Here is a 20,668-nt window from a genome sequence, read left to right as displayed (position 1 = left end):
CCGCCCCCGACCGCTGACAGGTCCGGGCCGGGGGGGCACTTAAGGTTGCTCCTGTGCCATTCGAAGCGTCCTGACTCCCCTGTCTGGAAGCCCCGGATGAGCCGTTTTTCAAAACAACGAGGGAAGCCTCGAAGGAGTTCCACATGCTGCATTACGCCGTGGTGTTTCTGGTCATCGCGCTCATCGCCGCCCTCTTCGGGTTCGGCGGCATTGCCGCCAGCGCGGTCGGCATCGCCAAGATCCTGTTCGTGATCTTTGCCATCCTGGCCATCGCCAGCTTCCTGGGCGGCTTGCTCCGTCGCAAGTAGCGTAGTTACGATCAACAGGCTCCCGCATTTCATCTTCCCGGAAAGGACTTTCACATGAACACGACCAAGACTCCCTCGCAGCTCGCCGACGACGCCCGCCAGACCGCCAATGAAGCAGTCGAAACGACCCGCGCGTATGCACAGAATGCGGTGAATGCGGCGGGCGAAAAGGTCCGCGAACTGCGCCGCGACGCCGAACCGGCCGTCGAGCAGCTCGCAGCCCGCGTGCAGCAGGCGGTCCAGCGCGGCCTCGATGCCGCATCGACCACCAGCGCACGCGCCCAGCGCCGCATCGAGCAGGCCGCCGACGTCACCGGCCGCTACATCTCCGACCAGCCCGTGCGCTCGGTGCTGATCGCCGCAGCCGCCGGCGCCGCCATCACCGCGCTCATCGTGCTGGCCAGCCGCCGCAGCCGGGACGACTACTGATCCGCTGACCGCTCGTTCCACCGATTCCCGGCACCATGCTTCATCCGATTTTTTCCACGGTGCTCGGGCATCCGGAACTCGTCGCTGAACACCTCGCCAACTACGCCGCCCTCGTCCGCCAGGAAACTGCGCAGGCGGGGCGCGGCCTCGTCGCCCGCATCGTCGCGGGGGTGCTGGCCGCGGCCAGCGCCATGCTGGCCCTCGGGCTGATCGGCGTGGCCGTGCTGCTGGGCGTGCTGCACGGCAGCTTTCACTGGGTGCTGGTCGCCGTGCCGGCCGTGGCAGTCGTGATTGCCGCGTTCTGCGCGTGGTACGCCACGCGCCCCAACCAGAGCCACGGTTTCGACGACCTGCGCTCGCAACTCGAGGCCGACCTCCAGGCCTTGCATGACGCCGGAGCCCATCATGGCCAGCGCTGAACGCACACCCCTGACGCCGCAGCAACGCCTGGCACTCTCGCGCCGAGCGCTGGTGCGCCAGCTCAACGGCGGCGGCAATGACGCGCACGACGCGTTTCTGAACCACGCGCCTTCCAGCGCGCCCGACGACGACCTGGAATACGAACACCACGATGCCGCGCAGGCAGGCCGCGCGGATCGCCCGCCGAGCTTCGGCGGCGTCTGGCTTCCGCTGGGCCGCAGCATCCTGCAGCGCTGGTGGCGCCGCCACCCGGCCCATGCGGCAGGCCAGCTGGCCCGCCCGGTGCTCGAGCACTACGCCCGCAAGCAGCCCGCCAAGCTGATGGCCATTGCCGCGGCCACCGGTGCGGCGCTGGTGCTGGTGAGGCCGTGGCGCCTGCTCTCCGTCACGGCAGTGCTGGCTGCGGTACTGAAGACATCCGACGTGGCTGACGTCGTCAACACGTTGATGCAGAAGAACACAAGCCCCCCACGAAAGGACCCTCCATGAAAGCCGATGTTTCCTCATCCGACAAGGCCTCGGAACACAAGCACCTGGTGCTCGACCAGAGCGGCCTCGACGCCGCGCGCAAGAGCCTGGACGATGGCGCCGTCACGCCCAGCTACGGGCCCTGGCGCGACGACGTGGTCAAGCTGCTGAACGACGCGCTTGCCACCGAACTGGTGTGCGTGCTGCGCTACAAGCGCCACTACTTCACCGCCAACGGCGTCGAGTCGCCGGCTATCGCCGACGAGTTCCTCGTGCATGCGAACGAAGAATCCGGCCATGCCGACCGTATTGCAGAGCGCATCGTGCAATTGGGCGGCGAGCCCGATTTCGCACCCAATCATCTGCTCGAGCGCAGCCACGCGGCCTACGACGAATCCACCGACCTGCAGTCCATGGTGCGCGCCAACCTGATTGCCGAGCGCATCGCGGTCGAGTCGTATCGCCAGATGATCGTGCTGATCGGCGACAAGGACCCGACCACCCGCCGCATGCTCGAGGACATCCTCGCCGACGAAGAAGAGCATGCAGACGAGCTGAAGGACTGGCTCGGGCACTGAGCCCACCTGATCCCCCGGGCCTCTGAAAAGGGGCCTTGCAAAAAGAAAGAGCCCGGAACATCCGGGCTCTTTTTTGTTTGCGGCTCGCTTTCAGCCAGGCGCGAATCAGCTCTTCACTTCGAGCTGGTTGTCCACGGACGTCACGCCCTGCACGCCCTTGGCGATTTCCTCGGCGCGTGCCTTCGCGGCGGCGGTGGGCGCCGGGCCCTTCAGGCTCACGGCACCGGCCTTGGTGTCGACATTGATCTTGATGGCGCTGAGGTCCGGATCCTTCGCCAGCCCGGCGGATACCGAGGCGGTGATGGCGGCATCGTCGACCTTCGCGCTCACGGCGGCACCCGCTTCCTTGGCGGCTTCGGTCACGTTGGACATGCCCTGCTTGACCTCCGCGGTCGTGCCGGACGCGTCGACCTTTGCCTTGGCTTCGCGCACGGCCTCGCCGGTCTTGGCCGCGGCGGTATCGGCGGCCTGCTCGGTCTTGGCGACGGCGCTGTCGAGCTTTTCGCCAGCGGTGCGGTTGTCAGACTTGTCGCAGGCGGCCAGCGTCAGCGCGGCGCCCGCCAGCAACACGGCAAGCCACGCGCGCGAATGCGGCATGGCGGTAGATTTGGGATGCTTGTTCATTCGATTTCCTCCGTTCGCTCTCTGCAAAGAAAAAGGGCCGCGCGCACCAGACGCGCAGCCCCGTGCGTCAAGTCAGAGCTTGTCTGCGCCCGACTTGATCGCGTCCTTGGTCTTTTCCTTTGCGTCGCCGTAGGTCTTCTGCACCTTGCCGGCTGCCTGGTCGGCAAGGCCTTCGCCCTGCAGCTTTTCATTGCCGACGACCTTGCCGGCAGCTTCCTTGATCTTGCCCTTGGCTTCTTCGACGCGTCCTGCCACTTGGTCCTTGTTCATGTCGCTTCCTTCCTTCGAGGGTGGGTGAAATACCGTGGGCCGATATGACCCACTGACTTCAATCTAGGCGCTGGCCCGCGACCCCGAACGTGGCGGGAAGCCCGAAGCCATGTAGGACAACAAGGCTCAGGCGGAGACGATCCATCCTTCAAGCGCATCGAAGCCCTGCGGCAGGCCGTAGCCTGGCCCCTCGCTGCCGGCGCGCTGCCGGCCCCATGCGGCCTGCAGGAGGCACAGCACGGCGTCGATGTCGTCGCCGCGCGCATCGGCCAGCAGTTCGGCGCGCTGCGAGGCCGTGACCCCGAGCCGCAGGCCGAGCCGCGAAGTACCGGCTTCGAGCGCGGCCAACAGGTCGGTGCGCGCGGCAAGGCGCTCCGGGGTCTGCTTGCGCTGGTCGTCGCTCTTGTAGCTGCGCCGGCCGATCAGTTCGCGCGCGAGCAGCCCCGGATAGGCCTCGAGCGCGATGCGGTCTTCATTGGTGCCCGGATGGAGCCCGGGAATCCGCGCGCCCGATGCCAGGAGCCGCGGGACGCCCGCATGCAGCATGTACGCGACCGGCGGGTTGACCCACTTCATGGACGGGCTCGATCCCGCGGGCAGGTCGGCCGCGCGGTGCGCGAACTTGCCGCCGACGGGGCGGGACGCGCAGAAAGCCGCGAAGGTGTCGCGGATCTGCGCGCGGCTCAGGCCGGCGTAGTGCAGCATCAGCGGCTCCCATTGCAGCGGCCAGCCCAGGTGCTCGACCAGTTCGCGCGGCAGGCTGAACGGAAAGTCGAAACCGCCGACCCACGCGGGCGTGCCGCGCAGCCAATCGCCCCACGCGTCGAGCGAGGCGAAGCGCCGCGGGCCGTCGAGCACCACGACGCCGTCCTTTTGCAGTTCGCCGATGGCAACGACGATGGGCTTGCGCGAGGACGGCGCGCTGGAGAAATCGCAGCCGAACAGCATCGCCGCCTCAGCCCAGTGCGAGGGCCACCACGCCGGCGGCGATGAACATCGCGCCCAGCAGCCGCAGCAGCCGGTCGCCTTCGCGCAGCAGGTGCCCGCCGATCAGCGCCGCGAACAGCATCGACACCTCGCGCGCCGGCGCGACGTGCGAGATCGGCGCCTGCTGCACGGCGTAGAGCACCAGCACATACGACACCGGACTGAACGCCGCCACCAGCAGCGCATATTTCCATTGCGAGCGCCACATGCGCGCGGTCGTGGCCGGGTCCTTCAGCGCCACCGGCAGCAGGAGCACGATGCGCACGAGGTTGCCGAAGTAGTCCAGCAGGATCGGCGACATGGCGAGGAACTTGACCGCGTAGCTGTCGGCCACCGTGTAGGCCGCGATGAAGCCGCCCGTCAGCACGCCGTAGCGAATGCCCTTGTGGACACGCTCGCGCTGCACCGGGTCATGCGCCTTGCGCCACAGCTTCGGACCGCCCGCCACCAGGAAGACGCCGAGCACCACGCCCGCGATGCCAGCCACGCCCAGGAGGCTGATCTTCTCGCCAAGAAAGAGCACCGCCACCAGCGACGACAGCAGCGGCCCGGAGCCGCGCGCCAGCGGATACACCACCGTCAGGTCCGACTTGCGGTAGCCGCGCAGCAGCACGACGAAATAGAAGATGTGCAGCACGCCGCTGAGCACGACGAAGCCCCACTCGGCCATGCCCCAGCCGGGCACCACGTTCCAGCCGAGCGTGATGCCCACGGGCGCCCAGATGAGCATGTTGAACACGCTGGTCTGGAAGCTGAAGCGCGAATCGCCGTTCGCCTTCTTGGCGACGATGTTCCAGCCGGCATGGATGATCCCGGCCAGCAGGATCAGCGCGAATGCGGAGAGCGGCACCCCTGGATCAGTGGCGGCCGACGATGGCGGCGGTGGCCATCAGTTCTTCGAGCAGCGCCAGCGAGACCTTGCCCGAAACCGCGTAGGGGTTGAGTTCGGGTTTCTCGGAGTACTTCAGCAGCGTCGAGGCATTGAGCTTCGAGAGGTTGACCTGCCCCATCGTCCAGCCGCCGAAGCGGCGCTCGGAGATTTCCTCGTAGTGCAGCAGCACCACGTCTTTATGGCGCGCATCGCGCTGGATGTGGCCATACAGCTCGCTGATGGCCATGCGCCCGCCCTCGATGGCCTGCAGGAAGGTGCCCGCGCCATAGCAGAGGATGCCGGTGATGCCGCAGGTGGTGTTGTGCGTGCGCGATTGCGCAAGGATCGACTCGATGGCCTGGGGGCTGGTGTCGACGGCGCGGCTGGCGTAGAGAAGTCGGACCAGCATGGCTCAGCTCTTTCGGGGAAGGAGAGAAAGGAATTCGCGGCGCAGGCTCGGGTCCTTGAGGAACACGCCGCGCATCACGGAGTTGATCATCTTGCTGTCCATTTCCTTGACGCCGCGCCAGGCCATGCAGAAATGCTCCGCTTCCATGACGAGGGCCAGGCCGTCCGGCTGGGTCTTTTCCTGGATCAGGTCGGCCAGCTGCACCACGGCTTCTTCCTGGATCTGGGGACGGCCCATGACCCATTCGGCGAGTCGCGCGTACTTCGACAGGCCGATCACGTTGGTGTGCTCGTTGGGCATCACGCCGATCCAGAGCTTGCCGATGATCGGGCAGAAGTGATGCGAGCAGGCGCTGCGCACGGTGATCGGGCCGACGATCATCAGCTCGTTCAGGTGCTCGGCGTTGGGGAATTCGGTGAGCGAGGGCGGCGCCACGTAGCGGCCGCGGAACACCTCGTTGACATACATCTTGGCGACGCGGCGCGCGGTGTTGTCGGTGTTGTGGTCGTTCTCGACATCGATGACCAGGCTCTGGAGCACGCCCTTCATCTTGACCTCGACCTCGTCGAGCAACGCTTCGAGTTCGCCGGGCTGGATGAACTCGGCGATGTTGTCGTTGGCATTGAAGCGCTTGCGCGCGGCGGTGATGCGCTCGCGGATCTTGACGGAGACGGGCGTACCCTCGTCGTCGTCTTTTCGATCGGGAAGGGGTTCGACGTCGGTTTTCCTCAGCATGGCGGGGATCGTACCAGTGAATGGCTCCAGAGATTCAGGGCCGCAACGCCCGTCCCTTCTTGGAGCGATGCTATCAATTAAGGAGCGTGAAATCGGCCACCAGCGGCAGGTGGTCGGACATGCGTGCCCAGATGGGACCGCGCGGCACCGTGCAGGCCAGCGGCTCCAGCCTGCGTCCGTAGACGAAGTCGAGTTGGGCCACCGGCAGGCGCGAGGGATAGGTGAGCGTGCGCGGACCGCGCAGGTCGCTGGTGTCGCGCAGGCCCATGGCGTTCATGGCGTAGCGCATGCGCGCGCCCCAGTCGTTGAAGTCGCCCGCCACCACCACGGCCTCGTCGGGCGGTACCTCGCGGTCGATGAATTCGCGCAAACGGGCGACCTGCCGCACCCGGCTGCCCTTGATGAGCCCCAGGTGCACCACGATGGCGTGCACCCGCCGGCCCTCAACGTCGATCACCACGTGCAGCAGGCCGCGCTGCTCGAAGCGATGGTCGGAAATGTCCTGGTGGCTGGTGCGCAGCACCGGCCAGCGCGTGAGCAGCGCATTGCCGTGCTCGCCGTGGCGGGTGACGGCGTTGGTCTCGTAGACGGCGGTGTAGCCCTCGGGCGCGAGGAAATCGGCCTGCGGCAGTTCCGGCCAGTGCGCGAAGCGGGCGGCGGCCTGCCGGTTCATCTTGCGCACTTCCTGCAGGCAGATGATGTCGGCGTCGAGCTGCTCGATGGCATGTCCCAGGTTGTGGATTTCGAGCCTGCGCGCCGGTCCGATGCCCTGCACACCCTTGTGGATGTTGTAGGTCGCGACCCGGAGGCTTTGCGCTGGTGCTGCTGGTGCTGCCGGCTGGTTCATCGCGCAAATTCTGGCAGCAACAGAATGGCTTCGGCGTTCGACGGGGAAAAACAGGCGTCCGCGGCTTGGTGGTAGGGCAGCCATTGCCACGCGGTGTGCTCGCGGGGTTCCAGCACCGGCACCACGCGCTCCGGCACGCAGAGGCCGAACAGATGCTCGGTGTTGTGGGTCACGCCGGGCGCGTAGCGGGCGCGCCAGCGCGGATAGATCTCATAGACGTTGCGCAGCTGCCAGTCGACCAGCTGCGAGGCCAGCGCCGTGCCTTCGCCGCACTGGATGCCGGTTTCCTCGGCCACCTCGCGCGCCGCGGTGAGCGCCAGCGGCTCGTCGGCCAAGTCCTTGCTGCCCGTGACCGACTGCCAGAAGTCGGTTTCGGCGTCCGCGCGCCGGATCAGCAGCACATCGAGCGCCGGCGTGTGGATCACGACCAGCACCGACTCCGGGATCTTCCAGGGCCGGGGGCTGGTCGTCATGGCTGCATCAGGCAGCTTGGGGGGCGTTGCGCAGCTTGATGTGCAGCTCGCGCAGCTGCTTCTCGTCGACCGGGCTCGGCGCCTGCGTCAGCAGGTCCTGTGCGCGCTGGGTCTTGGGGAAGGCGATCACGTCGCGGATCGACTCGGCGCCGGTCATCAGCATGACCAGGCGGTCCAGGCCGATGGCGATGCCGCCGTGCGGCGGGGCGCCGTACTGCAGCGCGTCCAGCAGGAAGCCGAACTTGAGCTGCGCGTCCTCGGCGCTGATCTTCAGCGCGCGGAACACCTTGCTCTGCACTTCCTCGCGGTGGATACGCACCGAACCGCCGCCCATCTCGATGCCGTTGAGCACCATGTCGTAGGCCTTGGCGATGCACTTCTCGGGGGCGGTGTCCATGAGGTCTTCATGGCCGTCCTTCGGCGCGGTGAACGGATGGTGCACGGCGCTCCAGCGCTGGCCTTCCTCGTCGAACTCGAACATCGGGAAGTCGACCACCCACAGCGGTGCCCAGCGGTCGTCGAACAGGCCGCTCTTCTTGCCGAAGGCGCTGTGGCCGATCTTGATGCGCAGCGCGCCGATGGCGTCGTTGACGATCTTTTCCTTGTCGGCGCCGAAGAACAGGATGTCGCCGTTGCGCGCACCCGTGCGGGCGATGATCTCGGCCAGCGCGTTGTCGTCGAGGTTCTTGACGATGGGGCTTTGCAGGCCTTCGCGGCCGGCGGCGGCGTCGTTGACCTTGATGTAGGCCAGGCCCTTGGCGCCGTAGATCTTGACGAATTCCTGGTAGGCGTCGATCTCGCCGCGCGACAGGCCGCCCTCGGCGCCGCCGCCGGGCACGCGCAGCGCGACCACGCGGCCGCCGGCCATGGTGGCGGCGTTGGAGAACACCTTGAATTCCACGCGCTTCATCAGCTCGGTGAGTTCGGTGAATTCGAGCTTCACGCGCAGGTCGGGCTTGTCGGAGCCGTACTTGAACATCGCGTCCGCGTACGTCATGGTCGGGAACACCGGCAGGTCGATGCCCGCCGCGTTGCGGAACACGTTGCGGATCATGCCTTCGAACATCTCGCGGATCTCTTCTTCGGCGAGGAAGGAGGTCTCGATGTCGATCTGCGTGAATTCGGGCTGGCGGTCGGCGCGCAGGTCTTCGTCGCGGAAGCACTTCACGATCTGGTAGTAGCGGTCGTAGCCGGCCACCATCAGCAGCTGCTTGAACAGCTGGGGCGACTGCGGCAGCGCGAAGAAGCTGCCGTCATGCACGCGGCTGGGCACGAGGTAGTCGCGCGCGCCTTCGGGCGTGGACTTGCCGAGCATCGGCGTCTCGATGTCGATGAAGCCGTTGGCGTCGAGGAACTTGCGGGTCTCCATCGTCACCTTGTAGCGCAGCATCATGTTGCGCTGCATGGCCGGGCGGCGCAGGTCGAGCACGCGGTGCGTGAGGCGGGTGGTTTCCGACAGGTTGTCGTCGTCCAGCAGGAACGGGGGCGTGACCGAGGGGTTCAGCACCTTCAGTTCGTGGCACAGCACTTCGATCTTGCCGCTCTTGAGCTGGTCGTTGGTCGTGCCCTCGGGGCGCGCGCGCACCAGGCCGGTGATCTGCACGCAGAACTCGTTGCGCAGGTTCTCGGCCACGGCGAAGGTGGAGGCGCGATCGGGGTCGCACACCACCTGCACATAACCTTCGCGGTCGCGCACGTCGACGAAGATCACGCCGCCGTGGTCGCGGCGACGGTTGACCCAGCCGCACAGGGTAACGGTTTGGCCCATCAGGGCTTCGGTCACGAGACCGCAATAGTGAGTACGCATGGCCATAGAGAGGACTTCCGGCGCCTTGGCGGCGCGTTCGTTTTTATGAGTTGGATGGCTTGGTCGCCAGCACGGCGGGGCCGCCGGGAACGACCACCCCCATCGAGACGATGTACTTGAGCGCTTCGTCCACGCTCATCCTGAGTTCGATGCAGTCGCTGCGCTTGAGCATCACGAAGTAGCCGCCCGTGGGGTTGGGCGTGGTGGGCACGTAGACGCTGAGGAAGTCTTCGTTGCCCAGGTGCGTGGCCACCTCGTTGCCCGGCGCGCCGGTCACGAAGGCGATGGTCCAGACGTTTTCGCGCGGCCACTGGATCAGCACTGCCGTGCGGAACGCATTGCCGTTTTCGGAGAACAGCGTGTCCGAGACCTGCTTGACGCTGGAATAGATGGAACGCACGACCGGAATGCGGCGCACCACTGCATCGCCCCAGCCCAGCAGGCGCTTGCCCACGAAGTTGCTCGCAATGGCACCGACCACCAGCAGGATGGCCAGCGTGAGCAGCACGCCCAGCCCGCGGATGTTGTTTTCGTACAGCCAGCGCTGCCAGGCGCCGGGCAGCACCCAGAGCGTCTGGTCCAGCGTGTCGATGATCCACTTCAGCACCGCCAGGGTGATGAACAGCGGAACGATCACCAGCAAGCCGGAGAACAACCATTTGCGCAAGGCGAGCATGGCGGCCGATCAGTCGCTGCTTGCGGGGGCCGGCGCGGGCGCCGGGGCCGCCGGAGCGGGGCTCGGGGCGGCGGTGGGCGAGGACGCGGCCGGCGCGGAATCGGCGGGCTTGGCGCCGTCGCCCGAGGCGGGCGCCGTGGCGGGCTCGGACTTCTTGCCGCCGCCATCGCGGAAGTCGGTCACGTACCAGCCCGAGCCCTTGAGCTGGAAGCCGGCGGCGGTGACCTGTTTCTCGAACGCGCTCGCGCCGCACGCCGGGCACACCTTCAGGGGCGCGTCGGACATCTTCTGCAAAGCGTCTTTGGCAAAGCCGCAGGCACTGCACTTGTAGGCGTAGATGGGCATGGGAAATCGGGTGGGGAAAAAGCGGCGCAGCTGCCGCTCGCAAAGCCCTCGATTATAGGGGCGCCCCCGCCGAACAGGGCCCGGCATGGGCGCCGGGCCTCAGTCTCAGGCCGGTTCCGTGGCCAAAGGCCGATGCGGCGTGTGAGTGTCCACTACCCATTGCGGCAGCAGCGAGCCGGCCACCATGCCCGCGAACGAGCACAGCACGCCAGCCAGTTGCGCCGGGAACACCGCGCCCCAGGCCGGCACGGCCAGGAACAGCAGCCACACGCCGATGCCCAGCGCAATGGAGGCGATGGCGCCCTGCGTGGTGGCGCGGCGCCAGTAGAGGCCGCAGACCAGCGGCACGAAGGCCCCCACCAGCGGCACCTGGTAGGCGCCCGACACCAGCTCGTAGATCGGCGTGCCCTGCATGCGGATGGCGTAGGCCAGCACCGCGGCGCTGAACAGCAGCACCGTGATGCGCATCGTCATGAGGTTCTGGCGGTCGGTGCCGGCCGGGCGGAACTGGCGCCAGATGTTCTCGGTGAAAGTGACGCTGGGCGCCAGCAAGGTGGCCGAGGCGGTCGACTTGATGGCCGACAGCAGCGCGCCGAAGAACAGCACCTGCATCACGAACGGCATCTTCTGCAGCACCAGCGTGGGCAGCACCTTCTGCGGATCTTCCTTCAGCAGCGTGGCGGTCTGCTCCGGCATGATCAGCAGCGCGCTGGCCACCAGGAACATCGGCACGAAGGCGAACAGGATGTACGCCAGGCCGCCGATGACCGGGCCGCGCGTGGCCGCCTTCACGCTGTTGGCCGACATCACGCGCTGGAACACGTCCTGCTGCGGAATGGAGCCGAGCATCATGGTGATGGCGGCCGCGAAGAAGAACACCATGTCGTGCCAGCTGGGCTCGGGCCAGAACTTGAACAGGTCCTTGCTGACCGCGAAGGCCACCACCTTGTCGGCGCCGCCGGCCATGGAGCCCGCGAACATGGCGATCACCGCCAGGCCGGCCACCAGGATGATCATCTGGATGAAGTCGGTCACGGCCACCGACCACATGCCGCCGAACAGCGTATAGGCCAGGATCGAGATCACGCCGATCACCATGCCCATCGGGATGCTGATGACGCCGGCCGACAGCAGGTTGAACACCAGCCCCAGCGCCGTGACCTGCGCCGACACCCAGCCCAGGTAGCTCAGCATGATGATCAGCGAACACGCCACTTCCACGCCGCGGCCGTAGCGCTCGCGGTAGTAGTCGCTGATGGTCAGCAGGGTCATGCGGTAGAGCTTGCCCGCGAAGAACAGGCCCACCAGGATCAGGCAGGTGCCCGCGCCGAAGGGGTCCTCGACCACGCCATTGAGCCCGCCTTCGATGAACTTGGCCGGGATGCCGAGCACCGTTTCGGAGCCGAACCACGTGGCGAACGTGGTCGTGACGATCATGAAAAGCGGCAGGTGCCGTCCGGCAATGGCGAAGTCGGTGGTGTTCTTCACCCGCTTGGCGGCGTAGAGGCCGATCGCGATGGTGACAAGCAGATAGACGATGACCAACGTCAGCAGCACGACGGAAACTCCTCTAGAACAGACGCACGCGCACCAGCAACTGCATGGCGAGCAACCCCAATACAAAACCTATGCCACCGTAGACGATGGTTTGTAACAACCGATTCGTGCGCTTCTGCTCGGCCAGCAGTTCGAGCAGCTCGCGGCGGTTGTCGGCGGGCCGATTTTCGAGGAAATCGTGCAGCAGCCGCGGCAATTGGGGCAGCAATTTGGCGTACCGGGGCGCTTCGGCCCGGAGCTGCTGGAACAGTTTCTTGGGGCCGATCTGGTCGACCATCCACTTCTCGAGGAAAGGCTTGGCGGTGGCCCAGAGGTCGAGCTCGGGGTCGATGTTGCGGCCCAGGCCCTCGATGTTGAGCAGCGTCTTCTGCAGCAGCACCAGCTGCGGCTGGATCTCGACGTGGAAGCGGCGCGAGGTCTGGAACAGGCGCATCAGCACCATGCCCAGCGAGATTTCCTTCAGCGGCCGGTCGAAGTACGGCTCGCAGACGGTGCGGATGGCCGCCTCCAGCTCGTCGATGCGGGTGCCCACCGGCACCCAGCCGCTTTCGAGGTGCAATTCGGCCACGCGCTTGTAGTCGCGCCGGAAGAAGGCCACGAAGTTCTGCGCCAGGTATTCCTTGTCCGACTCGGTCAGCGTGCCGATGATCCCGAAGTCCAGCGAGATGTAGCGCCCGAAGGTCTCGGGCTCCAGGCTCACCTGGATGTTGCCGGGGTGCATGTCGGCATGGAAGAAGCCGTCGCGGAACACCTGGGTGAAGAAGATCGTGACGCCGTCGCGCGCCAGCTTGGGAATGTCGACGCCGGCCGCGCGCAGGCGGTCCATCTGCGCAATCGGCACGCCCTTCATGCGCTCCATCACGATGACCTCAGGGTGGCAGAAGTCCCAGAACATCTCGGGGATCAGCACCAGGTCGAGCTCTGACATGTTGCGGCGCAGCTGGGCCGCGTTGGCGGCCTCGCGCACCAGGTCGAGTTCGTCGTGCAGGTATTTGTCGAACTCGCCGACCACCTCGCGCGGCTTCAGCCGCTTGCCATCGGCCGAGAGGCCCTCGACCCAGCCGGCCATCATGGCCATGAGCGCCAGGTCTTTCTCGATCACGCCGCGCATGTTGGGGCGCAGCACCTTGACCGCGACCTCGCGCAGTTCGCCCTCGTTGGTGCGGATGGTCGCGAAGTGCACCTGGGCGATCGATGCGCTGGCGATGGGTGTCTCGTCGAACTGCACGAACACGTCGCCCACCGGACGGCGGAACGCGCGCTCGATGGTGGCGATCGCCACCGCCGAGGGGAACGGCGGCACGCGGTCCTGCAGGAAGGCCAGTTCGTCGGCGATGTCGGGCGGCAGCAGGTCGCGCCGGGTCGACAGCACCTGGCCGAACTTCACGAAGATGGGGCCGAGCCTTTCGAGCGCCTCGCGCAGCCGCTGGCCGCGCGGCGCGTCGAGGTTGCGGCCAACGGACACGACGCGCGCGACCACGCGCAGCCAGGGCTTCTGGAAGCTCGTGAGCACGAGCTCGTCGAGGCCGTACCGCAGCGCGACCCAGACGATGAACAAGCCGCGATAGAAGCGCCTCATTCGGCGTTGCTCGCCGAGCCGGTCGTCGAAGCGCCGGCGCGCGCCGTGCGGTCGCCGACGAACTGGCGCAACGCGCCCACCACGCGCCGCACGGCGTTGCCGAGCGTGTGCGCGGGCACGTCGCCGATCACGCGGGCAAGGTCGTCCTCGATGTCCCAGCGCACGTGATCGACCAGCCAGTTGACCTCTGCGGCCAGCTGCACGTCACCGATGATCTGCACGGAGGGCTTGTCGCCGCGCAGCGTGGCGCGGGCGATGTCGAAGGGGGAATCTTCGGTGACGGTGAGCGTGAGCTCGGGCACCGAGCCTGCCGGGGCCAGGTCGATCAGGCCGGCCGGCGTGGCCACCAGTTCCATGGTCACGAAGCGCCACTGGAAGCGCACCACCCGCCCCTGCTGGCGCAGAAGCCGCTGCTGGGCTTCAGGCTCCTGCTGCAGCACGTGGTTCAGGAACAGGACCGCGCGGTGCTGGATCTCGTGGACTGCCCAGTCCGGCGGCTGGAGGCGCTCGCCGATGCGATTGAAGAGGTCGCCGAGAAAAGAAAAAGGGGACGATGGTGTGGCCATAGTCCCCATTATCCGGTCTGTACCGCGGCCGGGCGCCGGCCGCGGCCCGGTTTTTACTGCAGGGCCTGCACGCCGGCAACCAACCAGCCGCTGGTGCCGCTGATGGGCTTGGTCATGTTCCAGACTTCGCGGAACGGGCCGGGGCCCGCCGAGGCGTCTTCGCGGATCATGCCGGAGAACTCCACGCTCGCCATGTAGGCGTCGGGCAGCTCCTCGATGCCGAGCAGCTTGGCGTCGAGCATCACGACTTCGGTCTTGTTCGACGCGCCGCCGGTGTGGCTGGCGCGGTCGGCCAGCTGCGAGCGGATCTCGTCGACCATGCTGTCAGTCATCATGGAACGCAGCATCGACACGTCGGCGCGATCCCATGCGTCCTGCAGCGTCACGAAGTTGCGCTTGGCGGCGCCGAGGAAGCCCTCGACGTCGAAGCCGGCGGGAATGCCCCACGACTGCGAACCACCCAGTGCCGAGCCGATCATGCTGCCGCCGGCCGCCGCACCCGCTGCGGAAAGGCTGCTGCCGTGGCCTGCGGCGGGCGTCGCGTCGAATGCGGTCGCATTGCGCTCCCATGGGCGTGCCGATGCGTCGTTGCCCACGTTGGCCGGGCTGTACTGCACCGGTGCGCTGGCATTGCTCGGGCTGGCGCCCGCGCCCTGGAACGCGAAACCGCCCTGGCGGCTGGCGCCCGAGGCTTGCTGCGAGCGTGCCTTGATCATGCGCCACGCCACCACGCCGGCCAGCACGAGCAGGCCGATCAACAGGATGTTGCCGAAGCCCGCGCCGAGGCCGAGCGAATTTGCGAGCCATGCGAGGCCCAGGCCGGCCGCGAGGCCGCCGAGCATCGCACCCCAGGGGCGCTTCGGTGCGGCGGCCGCGGGAGCGGCGGCACCGGGCTTGGCCGCTGCCGCGTTGGACGCGCCTTGCTGCGCGGGCGCGCCGGGCGCTGCCGGCGGAGTGGCCTGGCGCTGCGTCACGTTGGACGACTGGCGTCCCACCGACTTGCCGCCACCCATGCGGGCCGCTTCGGCCTGGACACTGCCCAGCACCATCGCGACCGCCAAGAACAAAGTACCCAAACTCTTCATGTCGTCTCCTCTTGAGCGAAAGATTCGCCTCATCAACATTTGATTCCAACATGGAGGGCGGCGATGCCACCAGTCATGTTGTGATAGTCCACATGTCCGAAACCGCCCTCTTTCATGAGGGTCTTGAGCTCCTCTTGCGAGGGGTGCATCCGGATGGATTCGGCCAGGTAGCGATAGCTCGCGTCGTCGCCGGCCACGAGCTTGCCCAGGCGCGGCAGCACGTTGAAGGAGTACCAGTCGTAGGCCTTGGCCAGCGGCTTGGCGACCTTCGAGAACTCCAGCACGAGCAGCTTGCCGCGCGGCTTGAGCACGCGGTTCATCTCTTTCAGCGCGATGTCCTTGTGGGTCATGTTGCGCAGGCCGAAGGCCACGGTGACCACGTCGAAGTGGTTGTCGGGGAAAGGCAGCTTCTCGGCGTCGCAGACCATCGTGGGCAACGACACGCCGGCGTCGAGCAATCGGTCGCGGCCGGTGCGCAGCATGGCTTCGTTGATGTCGGTGTGGACCACCTCGCCGGTGGCGCCGACCTTCTTGGCGAAGGCCAGGGCGAGGTCGCCGGTGCCGCCCGCGATGTCGAGGACACGCGAGCCTTCGCCCACGTTCGCGACCATCACGGTGTAGGCCTTCCATGCACGGTGCAGGCCCGCGGACATCAGGTCGTTCATGACGTCGTAGCGCGAGGCGACCGAGTCGAAGACGCCGCGTACGCGTTTCGCCTTCTCGCTTTCGTCGACTGTTTCGAAGCCGAAGTGTGTGGTGCTCATGCAACCGATGTTAGGCCGGAAGCCTTCACATCAAGCCGACGACCCCGCACGCACGGCGGACATTTGTTGCTTTTTCCGCCCGCCCTTTACGGGCGTAGGGCCATGGCTCCAGCTCAGTGGCTGCTGCAGCCGTGCCCGCCCTGCTCGATCATCGGCGCGTCGCGATCGACGCCTGCAGCGGCCAGCCTCTGCTCGTAAGTGGCCCACAGCTCGGCCTGCTTCGCGCCCAGTTCGTAGAGCAGGTCCCACGAGTAGATGCCAGTGTTGTGGCCGTCGCTGAAGGTCGGCTGCACGGCATAGTTGCCCACGGCTTCGAGGTCGACCAGCTCCACGTCGCGCTTGCCGGTCTGCAGTATTTCCTGGCCCGGGCCATGGCCCTGCACTTCGGCCGAAGGCGAGTAGATGCGCATCAGCTCGAAGGGAATGCGAAAGCTCGCGCCGTCCGAGAAGCCCACCTCGAGCACGCGCGACTGGCCGTGAACGGTGATCGATTGCGGCGTCGGTGCGCCCGGTTTCAAGCCTGCCATCAGAAATTCCTTGTGCCCAGTCGCTCGATCATCGCAGCCTCCAGGGCCTGCAGCTGCGAGGCGATCTCCGCCTCGTGTGCCGCATTGCGCTCGCGCTGCGCCGGAGCCCACACGGAGCCGGGGAAATGGCTGTCGCCGGCAAAGCGCGCGATCACGTGCCAATGCAGATGCGGCACCATGTTGCCGAGCGCGGCGATGTTCATCTTGGCGGGCTTGAGCCGCTCGCGCATGCATTGCTCGACCACGGCCACCGCCTCCATGCACAGCACGCGATCGGCTGCGTCCAGGTCGGAGAACTCCGCCGCATGGTCGCGCCAGACCACGCGATAGAAGGCCGGGAAGCCCGCCTCCTCCGCATGGATGACGCGCAGCTTCGCGCCCTCGAACACGAGGCGCCCGCCCGGGCCTTCGCAGAGCACGCAGCCTTGCCGCGCCGCCCCCGTCATACCAGCACCCGCTCGATGCCGCCCTGGTTGGCGGCCGCCACGTAGGTGGGCATCCAGTCGGCGCCGAGGATCTTGTTGGCCATCTCGACCACGATGTAGTCGGCTTCGAGCAGGCCGTTGTTCAGGTCGTTGCCGTAGCGCGAGAGGCCCTGCAGGCAGCTCGGGCAGCTGGTGAGGATCTTCACGTTGTCCTGTGCGCCGACCTTGCCGCTGTCGCGCAGCGCGGCCTCGCCCTTCTTCAGCTCTTCTTCCTTGCGGAAGCGGATCTGCGTGGAGATGTCGGGCCGCGAAACGCCCAGCGTGCCCGACTCGCCGCAGCAGCGGTCGTTCTTGAGCACGTTGTCGCCGACCAGCGCCTTCACGGTCTTCATCGGGTCCTGCTGCTTCATCGGCGAATGGCAGGGGTCGTGGTACAGGTAGCCGCCACCGCCGGCATCGGCCAGCGTGATGCCCTTTTCGAGCAGGTACTCGTGGATGTCGATGATGCGGCAGCCCGGGAAGATCTTGTCGAACTGGTAGCCCTGCAGCTGGTCGTAGCAAGTGCCGCAGCTCACCACCACCGTCTTGATGTCGAGGTAGTTGAGCGTGTTGGCCACGCGGTGGAAGAGCACGCGGTTGTCCGTGATCATCTTCTCGGCCTTGTCGAACTGGCCGCTGCCGCGCTGCGGATATCCGCAGCACAGGTAGCCCGGCGGCAGCACGGTCTGCACGCCCACATGCCACAGCATGGCCTGCGTGGCCAGCCCCACCTGCGAGAACAGCCGCTCCGAACCGCACCCCGGGAAGTAGAAGACCGCCTCGGTCTCCGAGGTGGTGGCCTTCGGGTTGCGGATGATCGGCACGTAGTCGGCATCCTCGATGTCGAGCAGCGCGCGCGCCGTCTGCTTGGGCAGGCCGCCCGGCATCTTCTTGTTGATGAAGTGGATCACCTGCTCTTTGATGGGCGCCGCGCCCAGCGACGCCGGGGGCGCGGCGGTCTGCTTCTTCGCGAGGCCGCGCAGCAGGTCGTTGGCCAGGCGCTGCGCCTTGAAGCCCACGCCCACCATGCCCGCGCGCATCGTCTTGATGGTCTGCGGGTTGGTCGCGTTGAGGAAGAACATCGCGGCCGCGTTGCCGGGGCGGAAGCTCTTCTGGCCCATCTTGCGCAGCAGGTTGCGCATGTTCATCGACACGTCGCCGAAGTCGATCTTCACCGGGCACGGCGTGAGGCACTTGTGGCACACGGTGCAGTGGTCGGCCACGTCCTCGAACTCTTCCCAGTGCTTGATGCTCACGCCGCGCCGCGTCTGCTCTTCGTAAAGGAAGGCCTCCACCAGCAGCGAGGTGGCGAGGATCTTGTTGCGCGGGCTGTAGAGCAGGTTGGCGCGCGGCACGTGCGTGGCGCACACCGGCTTGCACTTGCCGCAGCGCAGGCAGTCCTTCACGCTGTCGGCAATGGCGCCGATGTCGCTCTGCTGCATGATCAGCGACTCGTGGCCCATGAGGCCGAAGCTCGGCGTGTAGGCGTTGGTCAGGTCGGCATGCAGCGTCTCGACCTGGCCGGCGGGCGCGCGCAGCAGCTTGCCCTTGTTGAAGCGGCCTTCGGGATCGACCTTGGCCTTGTACTCAGTGAACGGGCGCAGTTCCTCGTCGCTCAGGAATTCAAGCTTGGTGATGCCGATGCCGTGCTCGCCCGAGATCACGCCGTCGAGGCTGCGCGCCAGCGCCATGATGCGCACCACCGCGGCGTGCGCGGTCTGCAGCATCTCGTAGTTGTCGCTGTTGACGGGAATGTTGGTGTGCACGTTGCCGTCGCCCGCGTGCATGTGCAGCGCGACCCACACGCGGCCCTTGAGCACGCGCTTGTGGATGGCCGTGCATTCGGCCAGGATCGGCGCGAATTCGGCGCCCGAGAAAATCTCCTGCAGCGGCTGGCGCAGCTGCGTCTTCCAGCTCGCGCGCAGGGTGTGGTCCTGCAGCTGCGTGAACTGCGCATCGACATCGCGCAGCCAGCCGGCCCACAGCGCCCGCACCTCTTGCACCAGCGCCACGGCCTGCGCCACGCGGTCCTCGAGCAGTTCGGCCGCGGGAATCTCGTGCGCGTCGTCGGTCTTGCCCAGCGGCAGGTTGCCCCGCGTGAGAAAGGCCTCCAGCTCGTCGGTCAGCGCCAGCTTGTTCTGCAGCGACAGCTCGATGTTGATGCGCTCGATGCCGTCGCTGTACTCGGCCATGCGCGGCAGCGGGATCACCACGTCTTCGTTGATCTTGAAGGCGTTGGTGTGCTTGCTGATGGCGGCCGTGCGCTTGCGGTCGAGCCAGAACTTCTTGCGCGCCTCGGGGCTGATGGCGATGAAGCCTTCGCCGCTGCGCGAATTGGCGATGCGCACCACTTCCGAGGTGACGCGGGCCACCGCATCGGCGTCGTCACCGGCGATGTCGCCGAACAGCACCATCTTGGGAAGGCCGCCGTGCTTCTTCGACTTGGTGGCGTAGCCCACCGCCTTCAGGTAGCGGTCGTCCAGGTGCTCCAGGCCGGCCAGCAGCACGCCGGAGCGCTTCTGCTCGGCGAACATGAAGTCCTTGATCTCGACGATGCTGGGCACCGCGTCCTTGGCGTTGCCGAAGAACTCCAGGCAGACGGTGCGGGTGTGCGCCGGCATGCGGTGCACCACCCAGCGGCAGCTGGTGATGAGGCCGTCGCAGCCCTCTTTCTGGATGCCCGGCAGGCCCGACAGGAACTTGTCGGTCACGTCCTTGCCGAGGCCTTCCTTGCGGAAGGTGCGGCCCGGGATGTCCAGGCGCTCGGTGCGCAGCTTGGTCTTGCCGTCGGCCGCGTAGTACTGCAGCTCGAACACGGCGCTCTCGGCGTCGTGGATCTTGCCGAGGTTGTGGCCGAAGCGCGTGACTTCGAGCCATTCGGCCTGCGGCGTGACCATGCGCCACGAGGCGAGGTTGTCGAGCGCCGTACCCCAGAGCACGGCCTTCTTGCCGCCCGCGTTCATGGCCACGTTGCCGCCCACGCAGGAGGCTTCGGCAGAGGTCGGGTCGACCGCGAACACGAAGCCCGCGCGCTCGGCCGCGTCGGCCACGCGCTGCGTGACCACGCCGGCCTCGGTCCAGATGGTCGGCACGGACGCATCCAGGCCGGGCAGCGAGACATGCTCGACCTCGGTCATCGCCTCGAGCTTCTCGGTGTTGATGACCACGCTCTTCCAGGTCAGCGGAATGGCGCCGCCGGTGTAGCCGGTGCCGCCCCCGCGCGGAATGATGGTCAGGCCCAGCTCGATGCAGCCCTTGACCAGCAGCGCCATCTCGGCCTCGGTGTCGGGGCACAGCACCACGAAGGGGTACTCCACGCGCCAGTCGGTGGCGTCCGTCACATGCGACACGCGCGACAGCCCGTCGAACTTGATGTTGTCCTTGGCCGTGAGCCGGCGCAGCACGCGCGTGGCCTTGCGGCGCAGGGCGGCGACGTCGCGGAACTTGGTGTCGAAGGCAGCCACGGCGTCGCCCACCAGGCCGGTGAGCTCGCCCACGAGCTGGTCGCGCGGCAGGTCGCTGTCGGGGGTGCGTCGCTTCTGCACTTCGGCCAGGCGGTGCCTGAGGGCATCGACCAGTTGGCCGCGCCGGCGCGGGTTGTCGAGCAGGTCGTCGACGAGATAGGGGTTGCGCTGCACGACCCAGATGTCGCCCAGCACCTCGTAGAGCATGCGCGCCGATCGGCCGGTGCGGCGCTCGGCGCGCAGGTTCTGGAGCAGGTCCCAGCCGCGTTCGCCCAGCAGGCGAATCACGATCTCGCGGTCGGAGAAACTGGTGTAGTTGTACGGGATCTCGCGCAGTCGCACAGGCTCTGCGGCCTGTGACAACAGCGTATTCAACGCGGTCGGAGCATTCATCGGGGTGGCGCCTCGGCCAGGC

General features: G+C 67.0%; 24 protein-coding genes. 5 read left to right on the top strand and 19 right to left on the bottom strand.

Translation table 11 applies throughout. The annotated features are described in order from the left end of the window. Positions 1-143: 143 nt before the first annotated feature. Genes C4F17_RS25060 through C4F17_RS25040 form a run of 5 tightly spaced genes read left to right on the top strand, consistent with a single transcriptional unit; the run spans position 144 to position 2,203 of the window. Entirely contained in the window at positions 144-308 is a 165-nt protein-coding gene (locus C4F17_RS25060) for a DUF1328 domain-containing protein (RefSeq protein WP_081265997.1), read from the top strand. A gap of 54 nt (positions 309-362) precedes the next feature. After that, a complete protein-coding gene (locus C4F17_RS25055; RefSeq protein ID WP_081265998.1) occupies positions 363-737 on the top strand; it encodes a hypothetical protein in 375 nt (124 codons plus the stop codon). A gap of 35 nt (positions 738-772) precedes the next feature. Next, positions 773-1,156 (top strand): phage holin family protein, encoded by a 384-nt coding sequence (locus C4F17_RS25050; RefSeq protein ID WP_081265999.1) that lies wholly within the window; start codon positions 773-775, stop codon positions 1,154-1,156. After that, positions 1,143-1,646, top strand: a complete 504-nt coding sequence (locus C4F17_RS25045; RefSeq protein WP_106937702.1) for a hypothetical protein — start codon at positions 1,143-1,145, stop codon at positions 1,644-1,646. The genes C4F17_RS25050 and C4F17_RS25045 overlap by 14 nt, the downstream gene beginning before the upstream one ends. Beyond that, positions 1,643-2,203, top strand: coding sequence for a ferritin-like domain-containing protein (locus tag C4F17_RS25040; RefSeq protein ID WP_081266001.1), 561 nt, complete (start codon positions 1,643-1,645; stop codon positions 2,201-2,203). Before C4F17_RS25045 ends, C4F17_RS25040 begins: the two co-directional genes overlap by 4 nt. A 105-nt stretch (positions 2,204-2,308) precedes the next feature. Here C4F17_RS25040 and C4F17_RS25035 read toward each other — a convergent pair whose 3' ends face one another. The 19 genes from C4F17_RS25035 to C4F17_RS24945 form a co-directional block, all read right to left on the bottom strand. Beyond that, entirely contained in the window at positions 2,309-2,827 is a 519-nt protein-coding gene (locus C4F17_RS25035) for a BON domain-containing protein (RefSeq protein ID WP_106937046.1), read from the bottom strand. 72 nt (positions 2,828-2,899) lie between these two features. Beyond that, on the bottom strand, positions 2,900-3,097 hold the full coding sequence (locus C4F17_RS25030; protein ID WP_081266003.1) for a CsbD family protein: 198 nt from the start codon (positions 3,095-3,097) through the stop codon (positions 2,900-2,902). A 126-nt stretch (positions 3,098-3,223) separates the two neighbouring features. Further along, complete coding sequence (locus C4F17_RS25025; protein ID WP_106937045.1) at positions 3,224-4,045, bottom strand: DUF429 domain-containing protein; 822 nt, start codon at positions 4,043-4,045, stop codon at positions 3,224-3,226. A 7-nt stretch (positions 4,046-4,052) separates the two neighbouring features. After that, a complete protein-coding gene (locus tag C4F17_RS25020) occupies positions 4,053-4,934 on the bottom strand; it encodes an EamA family transporter (RefSeq protein ID WP_081266005.1) in 882 nt (293 codons plus the stop codon). Positions 4,935-4,941: 7 nt separating this feature from the next. Next, complete coding sequence (locus C4F17_RS25015; RefSeq protein WP_081266006.1) at positions 4,942-5,364, bottom strand: BLUF domain-containing protein; 423 nt, start codon at positions 5,362-5,364, stop codon at positions 4,942-4,944. 3 nt (positions 5,365-5,367) lie between these two features. Continuing rightward, positions 5,368-6,099, bottom strand: a complete 732-nt coding sequence (gene folE, locus C4F17_RS25010; protein WP_106937044.1) for a GTP cyclohydrolase I — start codon at positions 6,097-6,099, stop codon at positions 5,368-5,370. A 73-nt stretch (positions 6,100-6,172) separates the two neighbouring features. Then, positions 6,173-6,946 carry an endonuclease/exonuclease/phosphatase family protein gene (locus C4F17_RS25005; RefSeq protein ID WP_081266008.1) on the bottom strand — a complete coding sequence of 258 codons (774 nt, stop codon included), beginning with the start codon at positions 6,944-6,946 and terminating at the stop codon, positions 6,173-6,175. Continuing rightward, on the bottom strand, positions 6,943-7,419 hold the full coding sequence (nudB, locus tag C4F17_RS25000) for a dihydroneopterin triphosphate diphosphatase (RefSeq protein ID WP_081266009.1): 477 nt from the start codon (positions 7,417-7,419) through the stop codon (positions 6,943-6,945). The genes C4F17_RS25005 and nudB overlap by 4 nt, the downstream gene beginning before the upstream one ends. Positions 7,420-7,426: 7 nt before the next feature. Beyond that, on the bottom strand, positions 7,427-9,232 hold the full coding sequence (gene aspS, locus C4F17_RS24995; protein WP_081266010.1) for an aspartate--tRNA ligase: 1,806 nt from the start codon (positions 9,230-9,232) through the stop codon (positions 7,427-7,429). Between the two features lie 37 nt (positions 9,233-9,269). Further along, positions 9,270-9,902, bottom strand: coding sequence for a DUF502 domain-containing protein (locus C4F17_RS24990; protein WP_106937043.1), 633 nt, complete (start codon positions 9,900-9,902; stop codon positions 9,270-9,272). A gap of 9 nt (positions 9,903-9,911) precedes the next feature. Next, positions 9,912-10,247 (bottom strand): FmdB family zinc ribbon protein, encoded by a 336-nt coding sequence (locus C4F17_RS24985; RefSeq protein ID WP_106937042.1) that lies wholly within the window; start codon positions 10,245-10,247, stop codon positions 9,912-9,914. Between the two features lie 105 nt (positions 10,248-10,352). Further along, entirely contained in the window at positions 10,353-11,804 is a 1,452-nt protein-coding gene (locus C4F17_RS24980; RefSeq protein WP_081267962.1) for a sodium:solute symporter family protein, read from the bottom strand. A 13-nt stretch (positions 11,805-11,817) separates the two neighbouring features. Further along, positions 11,818-13,383 carry a ubiquinone biosynthesis regulatory protein kinase UbiB gene (ubiB, locus tag C4F17_RS24975; RefSeq protein WP_081267961.1) on the bottom strand — a complete coding sequence of 522 codons (1,566 nt, stop codon included), beginning with the start codon at positions 13,381-13,383 and terminating at the stop codon, positions 11,818-11,820. After that, positions 13,380-13,949 carry a ubiquinone biosynthesis accessory factor UbiJ gene (locus tag C4F17_RS24970; protein WP_106937041.1) on the bottom strand — a complete coding sequence of 190 codons (570 nt, stop codon included), beginning with the start codon at positions 13,947-13,949 and terminating at the stop codon, positions 13,380-13,382. Before C4F17_RS24970 ends, ubiB begins: the two co-directional genes overlap by 4 nt. Before the next feature lie 53 nt (positions 13,950-14,002). Next, positions 14,003-15,034, bottom strand: a complete 1,032-nt coding sequence (locus tag C4F17_RS24965; RefSeq protein ID WP_106937040.1) for a Tim44 domain-containing protein — start codon at positions 15,032-15,034, stop codon at positions 14,003-14,005. A 32-nt stretch (positions 15,035-15,066) separates the two neighbouring features. Further along, positions 15,067-15,798 (bottom strand): bifunctional demethylmenaquinone methyltransferase/2-methoxy-6-polyprenyl-1,4-benzoquinol methylase UbiE, encoded by a 732-nt coding sequence (gene ubiE, locus C4F17_RS24960; protein ID WP_081267958.1) that lies wholly within the window; start codon positions 15,796-15,798, stop codon positions 15,067-15,069. A gap of 113 nt (positions 15,799-15,911) precedes the next feature. Next, entirely contained in the window at positions 15,912-16,325 is a 414-nt protein-coding gene (locus tag C4F17_RS24955; protein WP_081267957.1) for a gamma-butyrobetaine hydroxylase-like domain-containing protein, read from the bottom strand. Further along, on the bottom strand, positions 16,325-16,771 hold the full coding sequence (locus tag C4F17_RS24950) for an HIT family protein (RefSeq protein WP_106937039.1): 447 nt from the start codon (positions 16,769-16,771) through the stop codon (positions 16,325-16,327). The genes C4F17_RS24955 and C4F17_RS24950 overlap by 1 nt, the downstream gene beginning before the upstream one ends. Further along, complete coding sequence (locus tag C4F17_RS24945) at positions 16,768-20,646, bottom strand: DUF3683 domain-containing protein (protein WP_106937038.1); 3,879 nt, start codon at positions 20,644-20,646, stop codon at positions 16,768-16,770. The genes C4F17_RS24950 and C4F17_RS24945 overlap by 4 nt, the downstream gene beginning before the upstream one ends. Between the last annotated feature and the right edge of the window lie 22 nt (positions 20,647-20,668).

It is taken from the genome of Variovorax sp. PMC12, assembly GCF_003019815.1.
Taxonomy (GTDB): Bacteria; Pseudomonadota; Gammaproteobacteria; order Burkholderiales; family Burkholderiaceae_C; genus Variovorax.
Note: the sequence above shows the minus strand (reverse complement) of the source record. Positions and strands in the feature narration are given on the sequence as shown.